Consider the following 16,772-nt stretch of genomic DNA (forward strand, 5'->3'; position numbering starts at 1 on the left):
TACTGTACAGACAAGAGAACAGCTGTCATGATTAGGAAAATGTGATATAGTCGGACTTAGAAACTTTAAAGAATTATTAGGGGTGGAATACATGTCAAACGGAATGACAAACGAACCAAAAAAGCAAGATAAAAAATTCTCAACCGGCGCTCTCGTCGGTGCATCTGCACTTGCACTGATCATCGGTGCTGGCGGCACATACGCAGCGACAAGCGCAGGCGGCGGAGAATCAGACGATTCAGCAGTCGTCACATATAAAGGCGGCGAAATCACACGCGGTGAAATCGCCGACATGAGTTACGACCGCATGGTCCCACAACTCGCATTCCAAGAGACGATGAATGCACTTCTTGAAAAAGAATATGGTGACCAAGTCGAGCAAGAAAAAGTAGATGAGGAGTTCAGCAAGACAGAAGAACAATTCAACTCAAAAGAAGAATTCGAACAAGCGATTCAACAAGCCGGCATGAGCGGTACAGAAGAGTTCAAAGAAGCGCTTCGCGGACAAATGCTTGTCGATGCAGCTAAATCTGAACTTGTCGACGTTTCGGATGAAGAAGTCGAAGCACAGTTCGCTAAAGAAAACGTGGAAGTGGAAGCTAGCCACATCCTCGTCGAATCAGAAGAAGAAGCACAAGACATCATCAAACAGTTGAATGACGGTGCAGACTTCGCTGAACTCGCGAAAGAAAAATCAACAGATACAGGTTCTGGTGAACAAGGCGGAGAACTCGGTTTCTTCTCTACAGGCACGATGGTACCTGAATTCGAAGAATATGCATTCAAAGAAGACGTGGTTGGAAAAGTCTCTGATCCAATCCAATCGCAATTCGGTTTCCACGTCATTAAAGTGACAGACCGTAAAGAGAAAGACTTGAAACTCGAAGACGAGAAAGACCGTATTCGTGAAGAGTTGGCAACAGAAAAATCAGCTTCTGTCGATGCAAACAAAATTTACGCGGAGTTGATTGAAAAATACAACGTTGACGTAAAAGATGCAAAAGCAGAGCAACAATTTGACGCTGTCAAAGAAGCAATCAAAAACGCAGACGAGTCTTCTGAAGAATCGACTGAACAATAAGACAAAAATGGCACTCCGCAATGGAGCGCCATTTTTTTTATGGACATATTATAACTTCGGACGATAGAAGGCACGGTTATCGAGTGCCATGACACGCTCCGTAAACGTACCCGGCTCGACGCCTTCATACGCTTTTTCGAACATGTTCATCCGCGCGTCGATGTTGTCGATGAAGAATAACATCTCCGCTTCAGGGAGTTGTGGCGTATTCGCCGATCCCCACTCCGGTTTCCCATGATGGCTTAAGACGAGATGTTGCAACAACGTCGTCACTTCTCGGTCCGTCCCGAGCTCACGTGACACGACTTCTAGTTCAGATGCCATGAGTGAGAGATGACCGAGCAACTTGCCTTCAAGCGTGTATTCTGGTGTGATCGCATCCGATAACTCGATGACTTTCGCCAAATCATGCAAGATCACGCCGGCAATCAACAGGTCTCGGTTCAACGATGGATACAGGTCACACATCGTGTCCGCAAGCTTCAGCATCGACATGACGTGGAATGCGAGTCCTGAATAGACCGCGTGATGATGTCGCACAGCAGCCGGATACGTGAAGTATGCCTCTTCGTGACGATTGACGATTTCTTCAACGAGACGACGAATGTCATCGTGTTGCAGTGACGTGATGAACTCACGGATGGTCGTTTCAAGTTCCGACTTCGGAATCGGCGCCGACCTAACGTACGGGGCGATATCGACTTCTTGCTCGATGATTGAAATTTGCTTCAACTTCAATTGCGTCCGTCCACGATAGTCCATCACTTCACCCGCCGCATGGACGATTTTTTTCGTCGCATACTTTTCGGTATCCGAACTATCCCATAACTTCGTTTCAATTTCTCCACTCTCGTCGCAAAGGATTAATGTTAAATAAGGCTTTCCGTTCCCGGCAAGTCCCTTATACGATTGTTTGATCATGACATATTGGTCTAGCGTGTCGCCCACTTTGAGCTGACCGATTTTTGTCGTCAATGAAAGCACCTCTCTCTTATTCAGTACCTTCATCTTATCGAAACTTTGCGACAGATGCCAACATTCCTGACAATTTGGGAATACTACTACTATAGCGAATTGGAGGAATAGACGATGGAATGGGATTGGTACACGCGCCCCGAGGATTATGTGGAAGTAGATTCTAAATATGCACTGGCCTATACGTATTGGCTCGAGCAGTTGACGACCGCAAGCGTCACAAAAATCGTGGTCGAGGATGGTTATATGTACGGCTCACTTACACTCGACTACGAGCAGTTAGAACGTGAGCCTCAGAAAATCGGGCACTATTTTATCGGCCCTGATTTTTTATGGACAATTGGATTTGACGATTTGCATCACGAATCGGTCCTTGCGAAAGACTGCAACTCACCGATTGAAGCGTTCTATGAATTGCTTGCCGAACGGATGAACAATTACTTTCACGGAATCGATGAATTCGAAGAACGACTTCTCGTGGCACAGCGAGAAATGGCAGGACAAGTTCCTGCCACGTTCATGAATGAAATCTTTGGTCTTCGGAGTGAAATCGAACGTTGGTCCGACACCGTCACTCCCTATAAAGAACTCGTCATGGCAGGACGTGAGGCCTTTCTCGATATCGACCTACAAACGTTGAGACCTTACCAACTCGCGGATTATCGAGTCAGTCGACTATTGACGCTCATCAATCATTATCAAGGTGACGTCATCGCGATGACAGACCTCGCCTCGACACTTTCTAACTTTCGGGGAAATGAAATCATGAAGGCACTCACCGTCTTCACGGCACTCACGACCCCTGTCGTCGCGTTCGGTGCCGTATGGGGGATGAACTTTAAAGCAATGCCTGAACTGGATTGGCCGTTTGGTTACGCGTTCGCCTGGTTGATGATTCTATTCTTCACTCTTATCATTCAAGTATGGTTGAAACGGAAGAATTGGATTGGTTCGTTGTTACAATTCCCGAATCAAACCACTTCATCAAAGAATAAAACGAAACAAAAATCTAAAAAAACGAACAAAAGTTCGTTATAATAAAGAAAAGAGATTTGCACAGGAAAGGTGATGTTATGGAACGACTCATCATTCATGTGGACATGGATGCCTTTTATGCCTCCGTCGAACAACGGGATCGTCCAAATTTACGTGGAAAACCTGTCATCGTCGGTGGACCACCTCACAGTCGTGGAGTCGTTGCCACTTGTTCATATGAAGCGAGGAAGTACGGCGTACACAGCGCGATGTCATCACGTCGCGCTTTTGCGTTGTGTCCACACGCTACGTTTGTCAAACCACGATTTCAAGCCTATCGACAAGTGAGCGCGCAGGTCATGGACATCTTTAAGTCGGTCACTCCTCTCGTCGAACCTTTATCCCTTGATGAAGCCTATTTGGACGTGACCGAAAATACGTTGTTGAGCACATCAGGTCCGTATATCGCCCGCTATATTCTAGGAGAGATCAAACGTCGTACCGGTCTTACGGCATCCGCTGGCGTCGCACCTTCAAAATTCGTCGCAAAAATTGCGTCCGGCTTTGATAAGCCGAACGGCCTTACCGTAGTCTCGTCTGAGAAAGTCGCTGATTTCCTCGCTCCCCTCTCCATCGAAGCGATGCATGGTGTCGGAAAAGTGACCGCCCAAACGCTTTATAAAAGTGGCTATCATACAATCGGTGACCTTCAACAAGCTCGTCCCGAACAACTGAAGGCCATCTTTGGACATGATCGCGGACAACAACTGTATGAACTGGCACATGGACGAGATACGCGTCCTGTCGTCGCCACACGAGAGCGTAAGTCGATCGGATCGGAAACGACGTTTGCGTTTGACATCGACGACCCCGAAGAAGTATTCGAACGGGTCATTCCCGAAATGGAAGACGTGTTGCGTCAGCTCGATCGTCGCGAACTGAGTTGCCAAACAGTCACCATCAAATTAAAGACGAGCGAGTTTCAGGCTAGAAGTCATCAAATCAAATTGAATCATCCGACGCATGACCATGATGAGATTCGACGACTAGCAAGACGCCTCTTCGATGAGATGAATGTCACCGAGCCCGTTCGCTTGATTGGACTGACCGTATCGGACTTGATTCCTCGAACTGAATCCACACGTCAACTGACATTTGACGAACTAACGAAACCTTCTCTTGAAGAATGAATGACCATTCATTAAAATAGAGAAAAAGGGGGTCGTGTGAATGGAGACATACACGGTGACAGGATTCGAAAATGATGGCACACTCGTGTTGAATGAAATGTTCGAAGCGAGCGATGATCAATCGGCCAAACAGCAAGGACTCGACATGCTTCGAGCAGCAGGGCATGAACATAAAGGTGCGCGCATCGTTCGCCGGGGACAACTCATCTATTTCGAACGCTGCAAATTACCGGGGAAATTAAAAGGAACGGCATCTTAAGACAAGGCAGACCGACATAAACGGTCTGCCTTTCTCTATTCAACACAACGTTAGAATGGAAAGAGAAACAGAATCATCAGGATTCCGACGATCCCGGTGAGCAGTTGTAACGGCACACCGACTTTGACAAAGTCTATAAACCGATAGCCTCCTACACTAAACACCATCGCATTTGTCGGAGAACCGAACGGTGTCATGAAAGCAAGGGAGGCTGAAATGGCGACAGCGATGACGAACGGGACTGGACTTACCGCCATGGATTCCGATAGAGCGATGGCTAGCGGAATAAACAAAATAGCAGTCGCGGTGTTCGAGATGATTTGACTGAGGACCATCGTCGCAAGAAATAAAACGACGAGGACCCAGGCTGGACCAAAGCCCGCGAACGACTGCCCAATCCAGTCGACAAGCCACGTCATGATCCCCGCCTTCTCAAGCGCTGTTCCTACCGGGATCATCGCGGCAATCAAGACGAGTGAAGACCATTGAATCGATTGATACGCAATGTCTAGGTGGCGCACGGCGCCGCTCATCACCATCGCAAGTGCTGCCAGCCAAACCGCAACGGTCGGGTCGACCCATTCGAAGACGAACAACGTCATCATCATAACCATGATTACACCTGCCGCAAGTTGGTGATGACTCGACACCGTTCGATTCGCCACATCCGTCACCCGCTCGTTCGAGAGGAGCAATCGTGTATCTTGTTCAACTCGCTCTAAATCCTCCCACTTGCCCTGCACCATCAACAAATCCCCTTGTTTTAGCGGCAGATCTTTCAGGCGTACTTGTGCAATTTCTTCTTGAGGGCGGATGACACGCAAGACGTTCACATGAAACTCATTCCGTAACTGGCTCTCATGAAGACATCTCCCTACAAGTTGACTCGACCCTGGAATCGTGAACATGACGATGCCACCGGTCTTGTCATAGACGTTTGTTGCCTCAACCTGCTGAAACGGAATGTGTTGTTGTTCCGAGAGAGAACGGACTCGCTGCTCATCCCCACTGACGAGGATCGACCCGGCACGCAATACGGTGTCAGCGCGAGCAGTTTCGTAATGCCGCCCTATCCCTTTCACTCGTTCCTTTAGGACGATGATACCGTCACGCGACCATTTCAATTCACTTAGTCGTTTGCCAATCAACGGATGTACCTCGTCAATCGACAGGACATACACGTTCGGGTTGATCGTCTCGATTGCACCGCCTCCATCCCATTCCCTTGAACGATTATCTTCGAGCAAGCGATTTCCGACGAGACGAAAATAGAACAAGCCGACAATCATCACGACCGCACCGATTGGGAGCAAAGAAAAGAAGCCAATCGGCACATCAATTAGACCTCGTAGCGATTCAGCTGCGACAAGGTTCGGCGGTGTCCCAATCAATGTCATCGTCCCTCCGATGCTCGAGAAGAAAGCAAGCGGCATCAGATACGTCTTTGCGGATCGTTTGATTTGTCGTGACATCGCCATGACGACAGGAATGAGCAATGCGACCGTCCCTGTGTTCGACATGACGCTTGAAAGCAAGGCGACGGTCAACATGAACAAATAAAAGAGTCGTGTCTCACTTCCGTTCGCGTACGGAATGAGTGTAGATGCCAATCGTTCCGCTAAACCGGAATGAAACAACCCTGCTCCAACGATGAACAGTCCAGCAATCATCAAGACGACTGAATTTGAGAATCCCGCCATCGCCTCACCCGGCGTCAATTGATTAGTTAGGACGAGACATAAAAGACCAATCAATGCGACCAAGTCTGCTCGGAGCCAACCTGTTATGAAAAAGAGAATCATCCCGAATAGAATGAGCACGGTCCACATGCCAGTTCACCCTTTCCCCATCATTCTACTTTCATTATAAACCCCCTATGAAAACGCTTACTTCAATCTTGTGACAATCTCATCAACAAAAAAGCGGATGGCTCAATCGCCATCCGCTTTTCACATCTTATTGAACTTCGTTTTCATTTACCATCGGCGCGTAAAGCTCCTCAAGTGGTTTCATGATGATTTTCGTTACTTCTGTAACGAGCTGGTGCATGCGTTGCTCTTCTTGCATGAGCTCCATGATTAATTCGTTCTGTTGAACGCTCATCATTTTCGTTTGCGCATCCATCATTTCCTGCTCAGAGATTTCCTCTCCTTGCATTTGCTTTTGTTGAAGCGTCATTTGGATGTTACGGAAGTCAGCGAACAACTGGTTCGCTTCCGCATCCGCATTGACACGATCGTATAAAGAAGAGAGTGTTGTGAACTCTTCAGAATCGCGAAGTGCTTTCTCCAATTGGTAAGCTTGGTCGTACAAGTTTGTTTGTGACATGTAACGTCCTCCTAAATGCTATTAGGGTCTAGCTCATCATAAGATGGCAATTAACCCTTGAATCAACCCAATCATACCACCTAACAGCGCTCCAAGCCATGTTATTGCCCGGAACTCTCGTTTCGAGATCGATAACACGATCTCTTCGAGGTACGAGGTGTCGAGCGACTGGACTTGTTGCTGTACGATTTGATCGATTTTTAATCGGTCCATGATCGTCTCCATTTGATTCGTGAAGCGCTCAATGACAAGGCTGACCCCTTGAGGCACTAGTTCATCGACGACACGGGATTCGATGGACTCGGTATACGATGAGACCGGTCGATCCAACAATTGCCCAATCGGCAAACGCGTGACGACTTGCTCGGTGATGCCATCGATGAGTCGAGCTTCTAATCGTTCATCCATCAACGTATCGACCGTCTTTTCACTGAATCGTTCGAACTCGCGTGTAATCATCGTCGTCATGCCGTCACGAGTCGACTGACCTCGTAAAATATTAACGATTTCTGGTCGAACCATCTCGACAAAATTCATATTTTGAATGAATCCTGCGATAAATCCAAGTCGACGTTGAACGAACGAATCGACCATATGACGAAGTTGCGCCTCACCTTCAGGAGAATAAAAATACTCTTCCGATTTGACGAGAAGTGCGTCAACAATTTCAGGAATGACTGCCCGTATGCGGTCCATTCCTTCTTCTCCAAGCAATTCAAACAACTTCCGTTCTTTCACCTCGGCCATGACGCTCGTTAGCTCGTCACGTAACTTTTCATCCGCTGACGTGAGGATGCGTGCCTCTGCATTCGTATAGAGAGGTTCTACGAGTTCTCGAACGGTTTTATCCGAGCGTAGCATCGCTTGAACTTCTTGTTGCGCAAAGTGCGTAATATGCGTCGTCACTTGGTCATCTAGTAAACGTTTTCGCATGCCCTCCGGCGTCAATAAGTGTTTGACGACCGTTTTTCCTAAGCTAGATGCCAGTTCATCCCGACGTTTCGGAATGAGACCTGGTGTAAAAGGAATCCGGAATGAACCGATATATTTCGGTTCATGTGGCCGAAACAACATCTTGATGGCGAGAAAGTTCGTCACGCCACCAATCGTCGCCCCAATCACAATCATGAGTAAAATCTTTAATAACCCGTCCAAACTGCAAGCCTCCGATCTGAAATATGATACATTGTTGATGAGGTGATAGTATTGAATACGTTTGATCGTATTAAATCGATTTTTCCGACTGCTGTCCATCGGTCGGAAGATGCATCTGGTGACCTTGACTGGTTCGAGACGCAAGATGGTACCATATTTGGGCTCCCAACATTCGAATTGACCGAACGTGAACAACAATTGCTCCGCATGTGGGCGACCCCGTTCCTTCAGTCCGACCCACATCAGCGAAAATGGCAAGAACGCCTTCAAGATGAGACGTACCGTCTTGAACAATCGTTTCGGCTCATCTCGCTTTCGCTCCAAGAAGCAGAAGAGGAAGCGTTCGAATCATTCATCAGCATTATCCACGACTTCATGCCACATGCTGAAATCGTGTTGGTCACAACCAAACATATCGAACTTATCGAACAAGACACGTTTGTCGACCTTCAGGAGTTCGAGGACGTCTTGCGTGCCATCGCGAGCGATTGCTTCATCGAAGCACACGCTGTCTATAGCGAACGTTCTCAAGGTCCTCTCGCCCGTGTATATCGTCAACATCAACTGCTCATGCCATACGCTCGTCTATCTACTAAAACTTACCCTGCTAGTCAATTATTATACCATTATTTACTACAAGAGCAGGACTTAAAAGAGCGGAACCATATCACGGCCTCACTCATGGAGATGCTTGATCTATCGACGATTGAACTGCTTGAGGCGTTGTTCAGTCATTCATTGAACGTCTCCCATACGGCCAAAGCGCTCTTCATGCATCGAAACACGCTGAATTATCGACTTGATCGTCTGTTCGAGACGACGGGTTATGATGCACGGAAGTTCTATGACGCGAGTCTCCTTCAATTAATGGTCACGTTGCACAAATCCGATTGACGGTTTTTGTGCAACTTGTCTATATTCAATGCAAGCGGTTTCATCATATAATCGTTCTTGTAAGCGCTATTATACACACACAGATTCTTTAGGAGGCTAACGACATGGCAGAAATTCGTTTAGAACACATTGATAAAATTTACGATGGTGGCGTCAAAGCCGTCAGCGATTTTAACTTACACATCAAAGACCGTGAGTTCATCGTCTTCGTCGGACCATCTGGTTGCGGTAAATCGACGACACTTCGTATGATCGCAGGTCTTGAAGAGATTTCAAACGGTGACTTTATCATTGACGGGAAACGAATGAACGATGTCGCTCCTAAAGATCGTGATATCGCCATGGTCTTCCAAAACTACGCGCTCTATCCGCACATGAGTGTCTATGACAACATGGCGTTCGGCTTGAAGCTCCGTAAGTTCCCGAAAGACGAGATTGATCGTCGCGTAAAAGACGCTGCTCGTATTCTCGGGTTGGAAGAGTACCTCGAGCGTAAACCAAAAGCGCTCTCAGGTGGACAACGTCAACGTGTCGCTATCGGCCGTGCCATCGTTCGTGATGCAAAAGTCTTCTTGATGGATGAGCCGCTCTCGAACTTGGATGCAAAACTTCGTGTACAAATGCGTAAAGAGATTATCCAGCTCCACAACCGTTTGGACACAACGACAATCTACGTTACCCACGACCAAACAGAAGCGATGACACTCGCAACGCGCATCGTCATCTTGAAAGATGGTCTTATCCAACAAGTCGGTTCGCCGAAAGAAGTATACGACAACCCAGACAACATCTTCGTCGCTGGTTTCATCGGCTCACCTTCGATGAACTTCTTCCGCGGTACGCTCGCTGAAGGTAAATTCATCACGAACGGTGAAGAAGTCAACGTTCCAGAAGGAAAAATGAAAACACTCCGTGACCGTGGCTATGTCGGAAAAGAACTCGTCCTCGGGATTCGTCCAGAATCAATCCATGATGAGCCAATCTACATCGACTCACCAACGACACACACGTTCAAAGCGCACATCGACGTCGCTGAGCTCATGGGTTCTGAGTCTTACCTCTACGCTGAACTTGGTGGACAACAGTTCACAGCACGTGTTGACGGCCGCTCGAACATCCACATGGGTGACGATGTCGAACTCGCACTCGATATGACAAAAGCGCACTTCTTCGACGGAGAAACAGAAGCAGTGATCCGTTAAGGCATACAAAAAACCTCGATTCAGATGAATCGAGGTTTTTTCTTATCGAATCGCATAGCGCTGTTCGAGCTTGTGTTGACCGGCTTGAATCAAGGTCGATAAGATCCAGTAAATCGAAGCCGAGAACAAGAGCAACGGCATGACCAAATACGTCGTTGCCGCAATTTGGTCAGACACATACGTTAACTCCTGGACCGCGATGACCGAACCGAGTGACGTCGACTTGATGATGTCGATGACCGAGTTCGAGACAGGCGGGATGGCGCGAGAGAGCGCCTGTGGGAAAATGATGTCTTTGAAACGCTTCATTTTCGGGATTCCTAGCGCGACACTCGCCTCTACCTGTCCTTTGTCGACAGAGTTGATGGCTGCCCGGAACGCTTCCGAGATATAGGCCGCAAAGTGGAATCCAAGTCCGAAGATGAGCGCCTGCATCCCACTGAGTTGCACGAACCCAGTGAGACCGACATACAAAATCAATAATTGAAGTAAGAGCGGTGTTCCACGGAAGAACGAAATGTACGTCCGCGTGAACAACCGTACAATTTTAATCGGGCTACTATGAAGTAAAGCGATGATCAGACCGAGCGCCAAGGCGAGAAGAATCGACAGGACACTGGCGATCAACGTGAGCTGGACGGCTTCAAGATAGACCGAGCGGTTATCTATAACGGTCGTGATCAGTTCATTCATTGACTGATGTCCTCACCGAAGTACTTCTCACCGATTTCCTGCATCGTACCGTCTTCTTTCATTTCCGCAAGTGAATCGTTCAACTTCTCAAGAACGTCGCTATCTTGACGTGTCATGAATCCAGCTTCACTCGTGTTGAAGATGTCACCGACTGCTTTGACGTCATAGCCTGTTTTTTCAAGCTCTGTCAAGATGAAGAGACGGTCGTTCAATGCTGCATCAAGACGACCGACTTCGAGGTCTTGAAGCACTTGGTTCGCCCCTTTGTAGTATTTCACTTCAGCGCCAGCTTCTTCAGCCATTTGTGCATAGACTGAACCTTGTGTCGATCCGACTAATTTGCCGTCGAGGTCTTCTACGCCTTGGATGTCGTTGTTATCCGAACCAACGATGACTTGAGCTCCTGATACCGCATACGGGTCAGAGAACGCATACTTCTCTTCACGCTCAGGTGTGATGCTCATTTGGTTGGCAATCATGTCAATTCGTTCTGCATCAAGTGCTGGAACGAGTCCTTTGAAGTCCATTGCCTCATACTCTACTTTATAACCGGCACGTTCTGCCGCTTCGTTCAAGACGTCGATATCATATCCCATCAATTCACCTTTATCTTTGTATGTGAACGGTGGGTATGTCGCCTCTGTCCCGACAGTGATGACTGCTTCGTCCGCTCCACTGTCTGTCTCGTTACCGCAAGCTGCGAGAAGCCCGACTGAAGCTCCGATTGCGAGTACGCTTGTTAATGTCTTTTTCATGATGATTCCGCCTTTCCTATAATCCTTATATGATTACACGGTTTTAAACAATAACCTCATCATACTGGCGTGATGTCTTCATGTCAAACAAAAAACATCACCCTATCGCTAGAGTGATGTCTCTCATCAATCGATGGCTTTCGCCTGTTTCATGACGTCCGCTTCAATTGCTTCACGTTTCGATGTCGTCTTCTCGGCACGATCCGCATGAACACTAAAGTAAAACTTGATTTTCGGCTCAGTGCCAGATGGGCGAAGGCAGAACCAAGACCCGTCAGCAAAGACGAATTTCAAGACGTTCGATGACGGCAACTCGATTGCTTCAGACGTGTTCGTCCGTAAGTCGGTCGCCACTTGTTTCTTATAGTCTTCGAAACGAACGACTTCGTATCCCCCGACTTCTTTCGGCGGATTGGCACGGAACGCTTCCATCATACGACCGATTTGTTCGAGACCGGCTTTCCCTTTCAATGTCATCGACTGTAATGACTCTTCGTAGAAACCGTACTTCTCATAAATCGACTGCAACGCATCGTAAAGCGTCCGATCGTGCTTTTTATGGTATGCCGCCATCTCTGCTGCGAGTAGACAAGCCTGAACCGCATCTTTGTCACGGCAGAAGTCACCAATCAAATAGCCGTAGCTTTCTTCATAGCCAAAGAGGAATTCATATTCGCCTGATTCCTCGTATTGTTTGATTTTCTCCCCAATGAACTTGAATCCCGTCAACGTGTTCTCAAGATGCACGCCATATGCTTTCGCAATTTCGGCCCCGAGTTCTGACGTGACGATTGTTTTGGCGACAAAACCGTTCGATGGGAGTGTTCCCGTCTCACTCTTTTGTGACAAGATGTATTCCATCAAGAGCGCACCTGTTTGGTTACCAGTCAAGACGAACCATTCTCCGTCACGTCCGCGCACCGTCAAACCGACACGATCCGCATCCGGGTCCGTCGCCATGAGCAAATCGGCCCCGACGCGATCCCCGTATTCCATCGCCAGTTTAAACGCAGCTTTTTCTTCTGGGTTCGGATAACTGACGGTTGGGAAAGCACCATCTGGTTCTGCTTGCTCTTCTACAATCGTCACATGGTCAAACCCATACGCTTTCAACCCTTCCATGACCGGACGGCGTCCCGTCCCATGGAGTGGCGAATAAACGATTTGAAGGGGGCTGTCCTGTACGTCACGATGAATCCGAATCGACTGGAGTGCTTCCATATACGCTTCATCGACGGATGGGTCGACTGTGACGAGTAGTCCTGTTTGACGAAGCGCCGCCTCATCTTCGATATCGATCTTCAACTCATCTTCAATCGCATTGACGTAACTGACGAGTTCATCCGCTTCTGCTGGCGGAAGCTGTCCACCGTCTGCCCCATACACTTTGAACCCGTTATATTCAGGTGGGTTGTGACTCGCCGTGATAACGATACCACCGAACGCATTCAAATGACGTACGGCAAACGAGAGTTCCGGTGTGGCGCGCAAACTTGGGAACAAGTACGTCTTGATCCCGTTTGACGCAAGCGTCCGTGCCGCCTCTAATGCAAACTCTGGTGAAAAATGGCGCGAATCATGGGCGATCACGACGCCGTGACGTTTCGCTTCTTCTCCTGAAGCTGCGATAAAGTCAGCAAAGCCTTGTGACGCTTTTCGAATCGTGTATACGTTCATTCGGTTCGCACCCGGTCCGATTTCTCCGCGCATTCCGCCTGTCCCGAACTCAAGCGTCTTATAAAATGCGTCTTCTAACGTTGTCTCATCTTTTGCGAGTTCCTCAAGTTCCGCTCGTAAATGCGGCTCAAGTCCTTCAAATTGATTCCAACGGTCATACGTTTGTTGCCATGTCATGATTCATTCCCCTTTCACCCTCAAAAAATTCAATCGAAGTACTCGCCAATTGCTTCCATCTTGTATACGATGAGAGTAACGAAACCTCGAGGTGATATTAATGTTTCCAACAATGCGTGCCCAAGAATTAAAACAAATCGTGCATACGAACTCGATTCGTTTCATCGATTGCCGATATTCGCTAAACGACGCGTCCTATGGTAAATATGTCTACCGAAAGGGACACCTTCCGAACGCCGTCTTTCTCGATTTGATGGAAGACTTGTCCGGTCCGCTCGGCGAACATGGCGGACGTCACCCGCTCCCCTCGAAAGAAGCGTGGACGGCAACGCTCCGTCGCATCGGCTTGAAAAAAGAAGATTTGGTCGTCATTTATGATGACGGCTTCCCATTCGCAGCTCGTGCGTGGTGGCTCTTCAAGTGGGCCGGTCACGAACGTGTCGTCGTCCTAGAAGGCGGTATTCAATCTGGCATCACTTATTGCGGTGAGACCACAACTGAGGTACCGAACTATCCAGCGAGTGACTATACTCCAGATTTTAAAGACGACATGATTGCGACACTCGAAGAAGTGAAAGCCGCCACGAGCGGTACACTCTATGATTCGCGAACAGAAGATCGATTTAACGGGACACATGAGCCGATTGACAAAAAAGCAGGTCATATCCCGAACGCATTGCTCTGTTCTTATGCCGAGGCCATCACAGAGCTAGGCACATTAGAAGACTTTCACGATTTAAAAGAACTCTACAAGGATGTTCTTTCCGTCGACAATCCAATCTTTTATTGCGGTAGCGGCGTGACCGCCTGCGTCAATATTCTGGCGCTGCACGCTCTTGGGAAAGACGATGTTCGACTTTATCCCGGATCCTATTCTGACTGGATCAGCTATCCAGAAAACGAGGTCCACCCGTAACGGGTGGATCGTTTTTATTTTACACCGAAGTTAATGCTATTCCAAAATAATCTTTATTTAACGCTCGTCGGCTTAATGTTCCAAACTGCGTTTGCATATTCCGTAATGGTACGGTCGCTCGAGAAGATTCCTGATTTTGCCGTGTTGACGATTGAGCTCTCTGCCCAACGCGGACGGTCGCTGAAAACTTCGTCGACGCGTCGCTGTGCTCGCATATAGGAGATGAAGTCTTTCAATACGAGGAAATCATCGTTATAGACGAGGAGTGAGTCGAAGATCGACTGGAATTGATATTCACCGACCTTATCGAATGTACCGTTGACGAGACCATCGACCACATCTTTAATTTCTTGGTGGGCATGATAAATTTCCGCCGCATGGTATCCCCCGAACTTTTTATAGTTCATGACTTCTTGTGGGGATAATCCAAAAATAAAGATATGGTCGTCTCCGACCGCGTCACGAATCTCGATATTGGCACCGTCTAACGTACCGATTGTTAACGCACCGTTCATCATGAACTTCATGTTACCGGTACCCGACGCCTCGTAGCTCGCTGTCGAGATTTGTTCGCTCAAGTCAGAGCCTGGGAAAATACGTTCCGCCATTGAGACACGATAGTTCTCAAGGAAGATGACTTTAATAAATTGGCTCGCCCGCTTATCTTTATTGATCAACGTGGCAAGGGCATTGATGTAGCGAATGATTTCTTTCGCGTAATAGTACCCCGGTGCCGCCTTGGCGCCAAAAATAAATGTACGAGGAACCATCGTAAACGTCGGATCCGCTTGAATCTTCAAATAAAGTGCATGGATATGAAGGGCATTCAGGAGCTGACGCTTATAGGCGTGGAGACGTTTGACTTGAACGTCAAAAATAGAATGCGGGTCAATCGTTTCTCCCGTCTCCTCCTGAATATAAGCAGCCAAATCAAATTTATTTTGTTGTTTCACATCCATCACGGTTTCTTGGAAGCTCTTATCTTTCGAGACACCCATCAACTTTTCCAAGTCGTTCGGATGTTCGATCCATGATGGTCCAATCGCTTCCGTGATTGCGTCAGACAGTCGCGGATTCGATTTCAAGAGCCAACGTCGATGCGTGATCCCGTTCGTCTTGTTGTTAAAGCGCAGTGGGAACATCTCGTATAAGTAACGCATCTCGCGCTGTTTTAAAATATCGGTATGGATTTGGGCAACCCCATTCGTGGAATGAGAGCCGACGACAGCCAAGTTGGCCATGTTGATGTGCTCATTCGATACGATTGCGATTTCACCCATATGTGATTCAAGATGAGGATAGTTGACTAATACATCCCGACAGAAGCGTCGATTGATCTCCTCGATAATTTGATATACGCGAGGTAATAGACGTTGATACATCTCGACCGGCCATTTCTCTAACGCTTCGGCGAGTAGCGTATGGTTCGTGAACGACATGACGCTTTTCGTGATACGCCACGCCTCATCCCAACCATACCCATGCTCATCCATCAAGATTCGCATCAACTCAGGAATCGCGACAACCGGGTGTGTATCGTTGATGTGAATCGCATAGTGATCGCCTAATTGTTTGAGCGACTTATTGCGCTTCACATAGGAAGCAAGCATCGATTGAATCCCCGCTGACACAAAGAAGTACTGTTGTTTCAAACGCAGTACTTTTCCTTCATACGTCGTATCATCTGGATATAAAAACTCCGAAATGGTCGCAATCGACTGTTTGTGTCGCAACAAGTCTTTGTACGTCCCTTTCGTTTTCTCCAAATACGCCTCATCGTCAAGCGGCGACTCCGCATTCCAAAGACGTAAGGTATTCACGACGTCATTTTGGTAGCCGATGATCGGCATATCGTACGGTACTGCTCTCACGACTTCATCCGGATGATGGACGACGCGCAATCGGTCTCCGATTTGCTTCATCTCAATCCATCCGCCGAAGTTGATATCGACCGCTTTATCCTGACGTCTCGTCTCCCACATATTTCCGTCACGGAGCCAGTTGTCCGGTAACTCGACTTGATATCCATCGACAATCTTTTGTTTGAAGAGACCGTATCGGTAACGGATGCCGTTTCCGTGCCCAGGCAAACTGAGCGCAGCCAATGAATCGAGGAAGCAGGCTGCTAAGCGACCAAGTCCCCCGTTCCCAAGTCCCGGTTCTGGTTCTAACTCCGTGATGTCCGTGAAGTCGTATCCGAGATCCTCGAGCCCTTCTTTGACGAGTTCTAACACGTCGAGACTCAACAAATTATTGTATAGAAAACGACCTAATAAAAATTCAAGCGAGAAGTAGATGACTTGCTTGCTGTGCTTTTCTTCTTGACGGTCTCGCGTGTGGATCCATTTTGGCATGGCTTGTTCGCGTACCATCGTTGCCAAGGTTTGATACACTTCCTGCTCTGTCCCATCCTCAATCGACTTCCCATTTAATGCGATGAATCGTTCTTTAAACGCGTCGACAAAGCTCTGTTTATCTGTGAACATAAATCAAGT

General features: G+C 47.8%; 15 protein-coding genes. 7 read left to right on the forward strand and 8 right to left on the reverse strand.

The features are described from left to right. Positions 1–91 precede the first annotated feature (91 nt). On the forward strand, positions 92–1,081 hold the full coding sequence (locus KNP62_RS09955) for a peptidylprolyl isomerase (protein ID WP_214785403.1): 990 nt from the start codon (positions 92–94) through the stop codon (positions 1,079–1,081). Between the two features lie 48 nt (positions 1,082–1,129). On the opposite strand, the gene KNP62_RS09960 is transcribed toward KNP62_RS09955, so the two are convergent. Beyond that, entirely contained in the window at positions 1,130–2,089 is a 960-nt protein-coding gene (locus KNP62_RS09960) for an HD domain-containing protein (protein WP_214785404.1), read from the reverse strand. Positions 2,090–2,170: 81 nt separating this feature from the next. On the opposite strand from KNP62_RS09960, the gene KNP62_RS09965 reads away from it, so the two are divergent. The 3 genes from KNP62_RS09965 to KNP62_RS09975 are packed head-to-tail and all read left to right on the forward strand — an operon-like array spanning position 2,171 to position 4,480. Continuing rightward, positions 2,171–3,094 (forward strand): CorA family divalent cation transporter, encoded by a 924-nt coding sequence (locus KNP62_RS09965; RefSeq protein ID WP_214785405.1) that lies wholly within the window; start codon positions 2,171–2,173, stop codon positions 3,092–3,094. A 35-nt stretch (positions 3,095–3,129) separates the two neighbouring features. Next, the gene (gene dinB, locus KNP62_RS09970; protein WP_214785406.1) at positions 3,130–4,221 is read left to right on the forward strand and encodes a DNA polymerase IV; all 1,092 of its coding nucleotides are present in this window, start codon (positions 3,130–3,132) and stop codon (positions 4,219–4,221) included. Between the two features lie 40 nt (positions 4,222–4,261). Next, the gene (locus tag KNP62_RS09975; RefSeq protein ID WP_074032616.1) at positions 4,262–4,480 is read left to right on the forward strand and encodes a YhzD family protein; all 219 of its coding nucleotides are present in this window, start codon (positions 4,262–4,264) and stop codon (positions 4,478–4,480) included. Positions 4,481–4,530: 50 nt separating this feature from the next. Here KNP62_RS09975 and KNP62_RS09980 read toward each other — a convergent pair whose 3' ends face one another. The 3 genes from KNP62_RS09980 to KNP62_RS09990 form a co-directional block, all read right to left on the reverse strand. Continuing rightward, positions 4,531–6,309, reverse strand: a complete 1,779-nt coding sequence (locus KNP62_RS09980) for an SLC13 family permease (RefSeq protein ID WP_214785407.1) — start codon at positions 6,307–6,309, stop codon at positions 4,531–4,533. A gap of 127 nt (positions 6,310–6,436) precedes the next feature. Next, positions 6,437–6,808 (reverse strand): YlbF family regulator, encoded by a 372-nt coding sequence (locus KNP62_RS09985; protein WP_074032614.1) that lies wholly within the window; start codon positions 6,806–6,808, stop codon positions 6,437–6,439. A gap of 36 nt (positions 6,809–6,844) precedes the next feature. Further along, positions 6,845–7,936 carry a DUF445 family protein gene (locus KNP62_RS09990; protein ID WP_214785430.1) on the reverse strand — a complete coding sequence of 364 codons (1,092 nt, stop codon included), beginning with the start codon at positions 7,934–7,936 and terminating at the stop codon, positions 6,845–6,847. A 69-nt stretch (positions 7,937–8,005) separates the two neighbouring features. Between KNP62_RS09990 and KNP62_RS09995 the strand changes: the two genes are divergently transcribed. Then, positions 8,006–8,857, forward strand: a complete 852-nt coding sequence (locus KNP62_RS09995; RefSeq protein ID WP_353047529.1) for a PucR family transcriptional regulator — start codon at positions 8,006–8,008, stop codon at positions 8,855–8,857. Between the two features lie 104 nt (positions 8,858–8,961). After that, positions 8,962–10,059 carry an ABC transporter ATP-binding protein gene (locus KNP62_RS10000; protein ID WP_214785409.1) on the forward strand — a complete coding sequence of 366 codons (1,098 nt, stop codon included), beginning with the start codon at positions 8,962–8,964 and terminating at the stop codon, positions 10,057–10,059. 42 nt (positions 10,060–10,101) lie between these two features. Here KNP62_RS10000 and KNP62_RS10005 read toward each other — a convergent pair whose 3' ends face one another. The 3 genes from KNP62_RS10005 to KNP62_RS10015 all read right to left on the reverse strand — a co-directional run bounded on the left by KNP62_RS10005 (position 10,102) and on the right by KNP62_RS10015 (position 13,361). Next, complete coding sequence (locus KNP62_RS10005; protein ID WP_015880920.1) at positions 10,102–10,752, reverse strand: amino acid ABC transporter permease; 651 nt, start codon at positions 10,750–10,752, stop codon at positions 10,102–10,104. Then, entirely contained in the window at positions 10,749–11,507 is a 759-nt protein-coding gene (locus KNP62_RS10010) for a transporter substrate-binding domain-containing protein (RefSeq protein ID WP_214785410.1), read from the reverse strand. Before KNP62_RS10010 ends, KNP62_RS10005 begins: the two co-directional genes overlap by 4 nt. A 126-nt stretch (positions 11,508–11,633) precedes the next feature. Next, complete coding sequence (locus KNP62_RS10015) at positions 11,634–13,361, reverse strand: phospho-sugar mutase (protein ID WP_214785411.1); 1,728 nt, start codon at positions 13,359–13,361, stop codon at positions 11,634–11,636. 100 nt (positions 13,362–13,461) lie between these two features. Between KNP62_RS10015 and KNP62_RS10020 the strand changes: the two genes are divergently transcribed. Beyond that, the gene (locus KNP62_RS10020; protein ID WP_214785412.1) at positions 13,462–14,277 is read left to right on the forward strand and encodes a sulfurtransferase; all 816 of its coding nucleotides are present in this window, start codon (positions 13,462–13,464) and stop codon (positions 14,275–14,277) included. Positions 14,278–14,330: 53 nt separating this feature from the next. Here the strand turns inward: KNP62_RS10020 and KNP62_RS10025 are convergent, their stop codons facing one another. Beyond that, the gene (locus KNP62_RS10025; RefSeq protein WP_214785413.1) at positions 14,331–16,763 is read right to left on the reverse strand and encodes a glycogen/starch/alpha-glucan phosphorylase; all 2,433 of its coding nucleotides are present in this window, start codon (positions 16,761–16,763) and stop codon (positions 14,331–14,333) included. Between the last annotated feature and the right edge of the window lie 9 nt (positions 16,764–16,772).

The sequence above is a fragment of the Exiguobacterium sp. s183 genome, from assembly GCF_018617655.1.
Taxonomy (GTDB): domain Bacteria; phylum Bacillota; class Bacilli; order Exiguobacteriales; family Exiguobacteriaceae; genus Exiguobacterium; species Exiguobacterium aestuarii_A.

Coding starts and splice junctions, on each gene's coding strand:
- KNP62_RS09955 (WP_214785403.1), top strand. CDS start 92: ATGTCAAACGGAATGACAAACGAACCAAAAAAGCAAGATAAAAAATTC.
- KNP62_RS09960 (WP_214785404.1), bottom strand. CDS start 2,089: ATGAAGGTACTGAATAAGAGAGAGGTGCTTTCATTGACGACAAAAATC.
- KNP62_RS09965 (WP_214785405.1), top strand. CDS start 2,171: ATGGAATGGGATTGGTACACGCGCCCCGAGGATTATGTGGAAGTAGAT.
- dinB (WP_214785406.1), top strand. CDS start 3,130: ATGGAACGACTCATCATTCATGTGGACATGGATGCCTTTTATGCCTCC.
- KNP62_RS09975 (WP_074032616.1), top strand. CDS start 4,262: ATGGAGACATACACGGTGACAGGATTCGAAAATGATGGCACACTCGTG.
- KNP62_RS09980 (WP_214785407.1), bottom strand. CDS start 6,309: ATGTGGACCGTGCTCATTCTATTCGGGATGATTCTCTTTTTCATAACA.
- KNP62_RS09985 (WP_074032614.1), bottom strand. CDS start 6,808: ATGTCACAAACAAACTTGTACGACCAAGCTTACCAATTGGAGAAAGCA.
- KNP62_RS09990 (WP_214785430.1), bottom strand. CDS start 7,936: ATGATTGTGATTGGGGCGACGATTGGTGGCGTGACGAACTTTCTCGCC.
- KNP62_RS10000 (WP_214785409.1), top strand. CDS start 8,962: ATGGCAGAAATTCGTTTAGAACACATTGATAAAATTTACGATGGTGGC.
- KNP62_RS10005 (WP_015880920.1), bottom strand. CDS start 10,752: ATGAATGAACTGATCACGACCGTTATAGATAACCGCTCGGTCTATCTT.
- KNP62_RS10010 (WP_214785410.1), bottom strand. CDS start 11,507: ATGAAAAAGACATTAACAAGCGTACTCGCAATCGGAGCTTCAGTCGGG.
- KNP62_RS10015 (WP_214785411.1), bottom strand. CDS start 13,361: ATGACATGGCAACAAACGTATGACCGTTGGAATCAATTTGAAGGACTT.
- KNP62_RS10020 (WP_214785412.1), top strand. CDS start 13,462: ATGTTTCCAACAATGCGTGCCCAAGAATTAAAACAAATCGTGCATACG.
- KNP62_RS10025 (WP_214785413.1), bottom strand. CDS start 16,763: ATGTTCACAGATAAACAGAGCTTTGTCGACGCGTTTAAAGAACGATTC.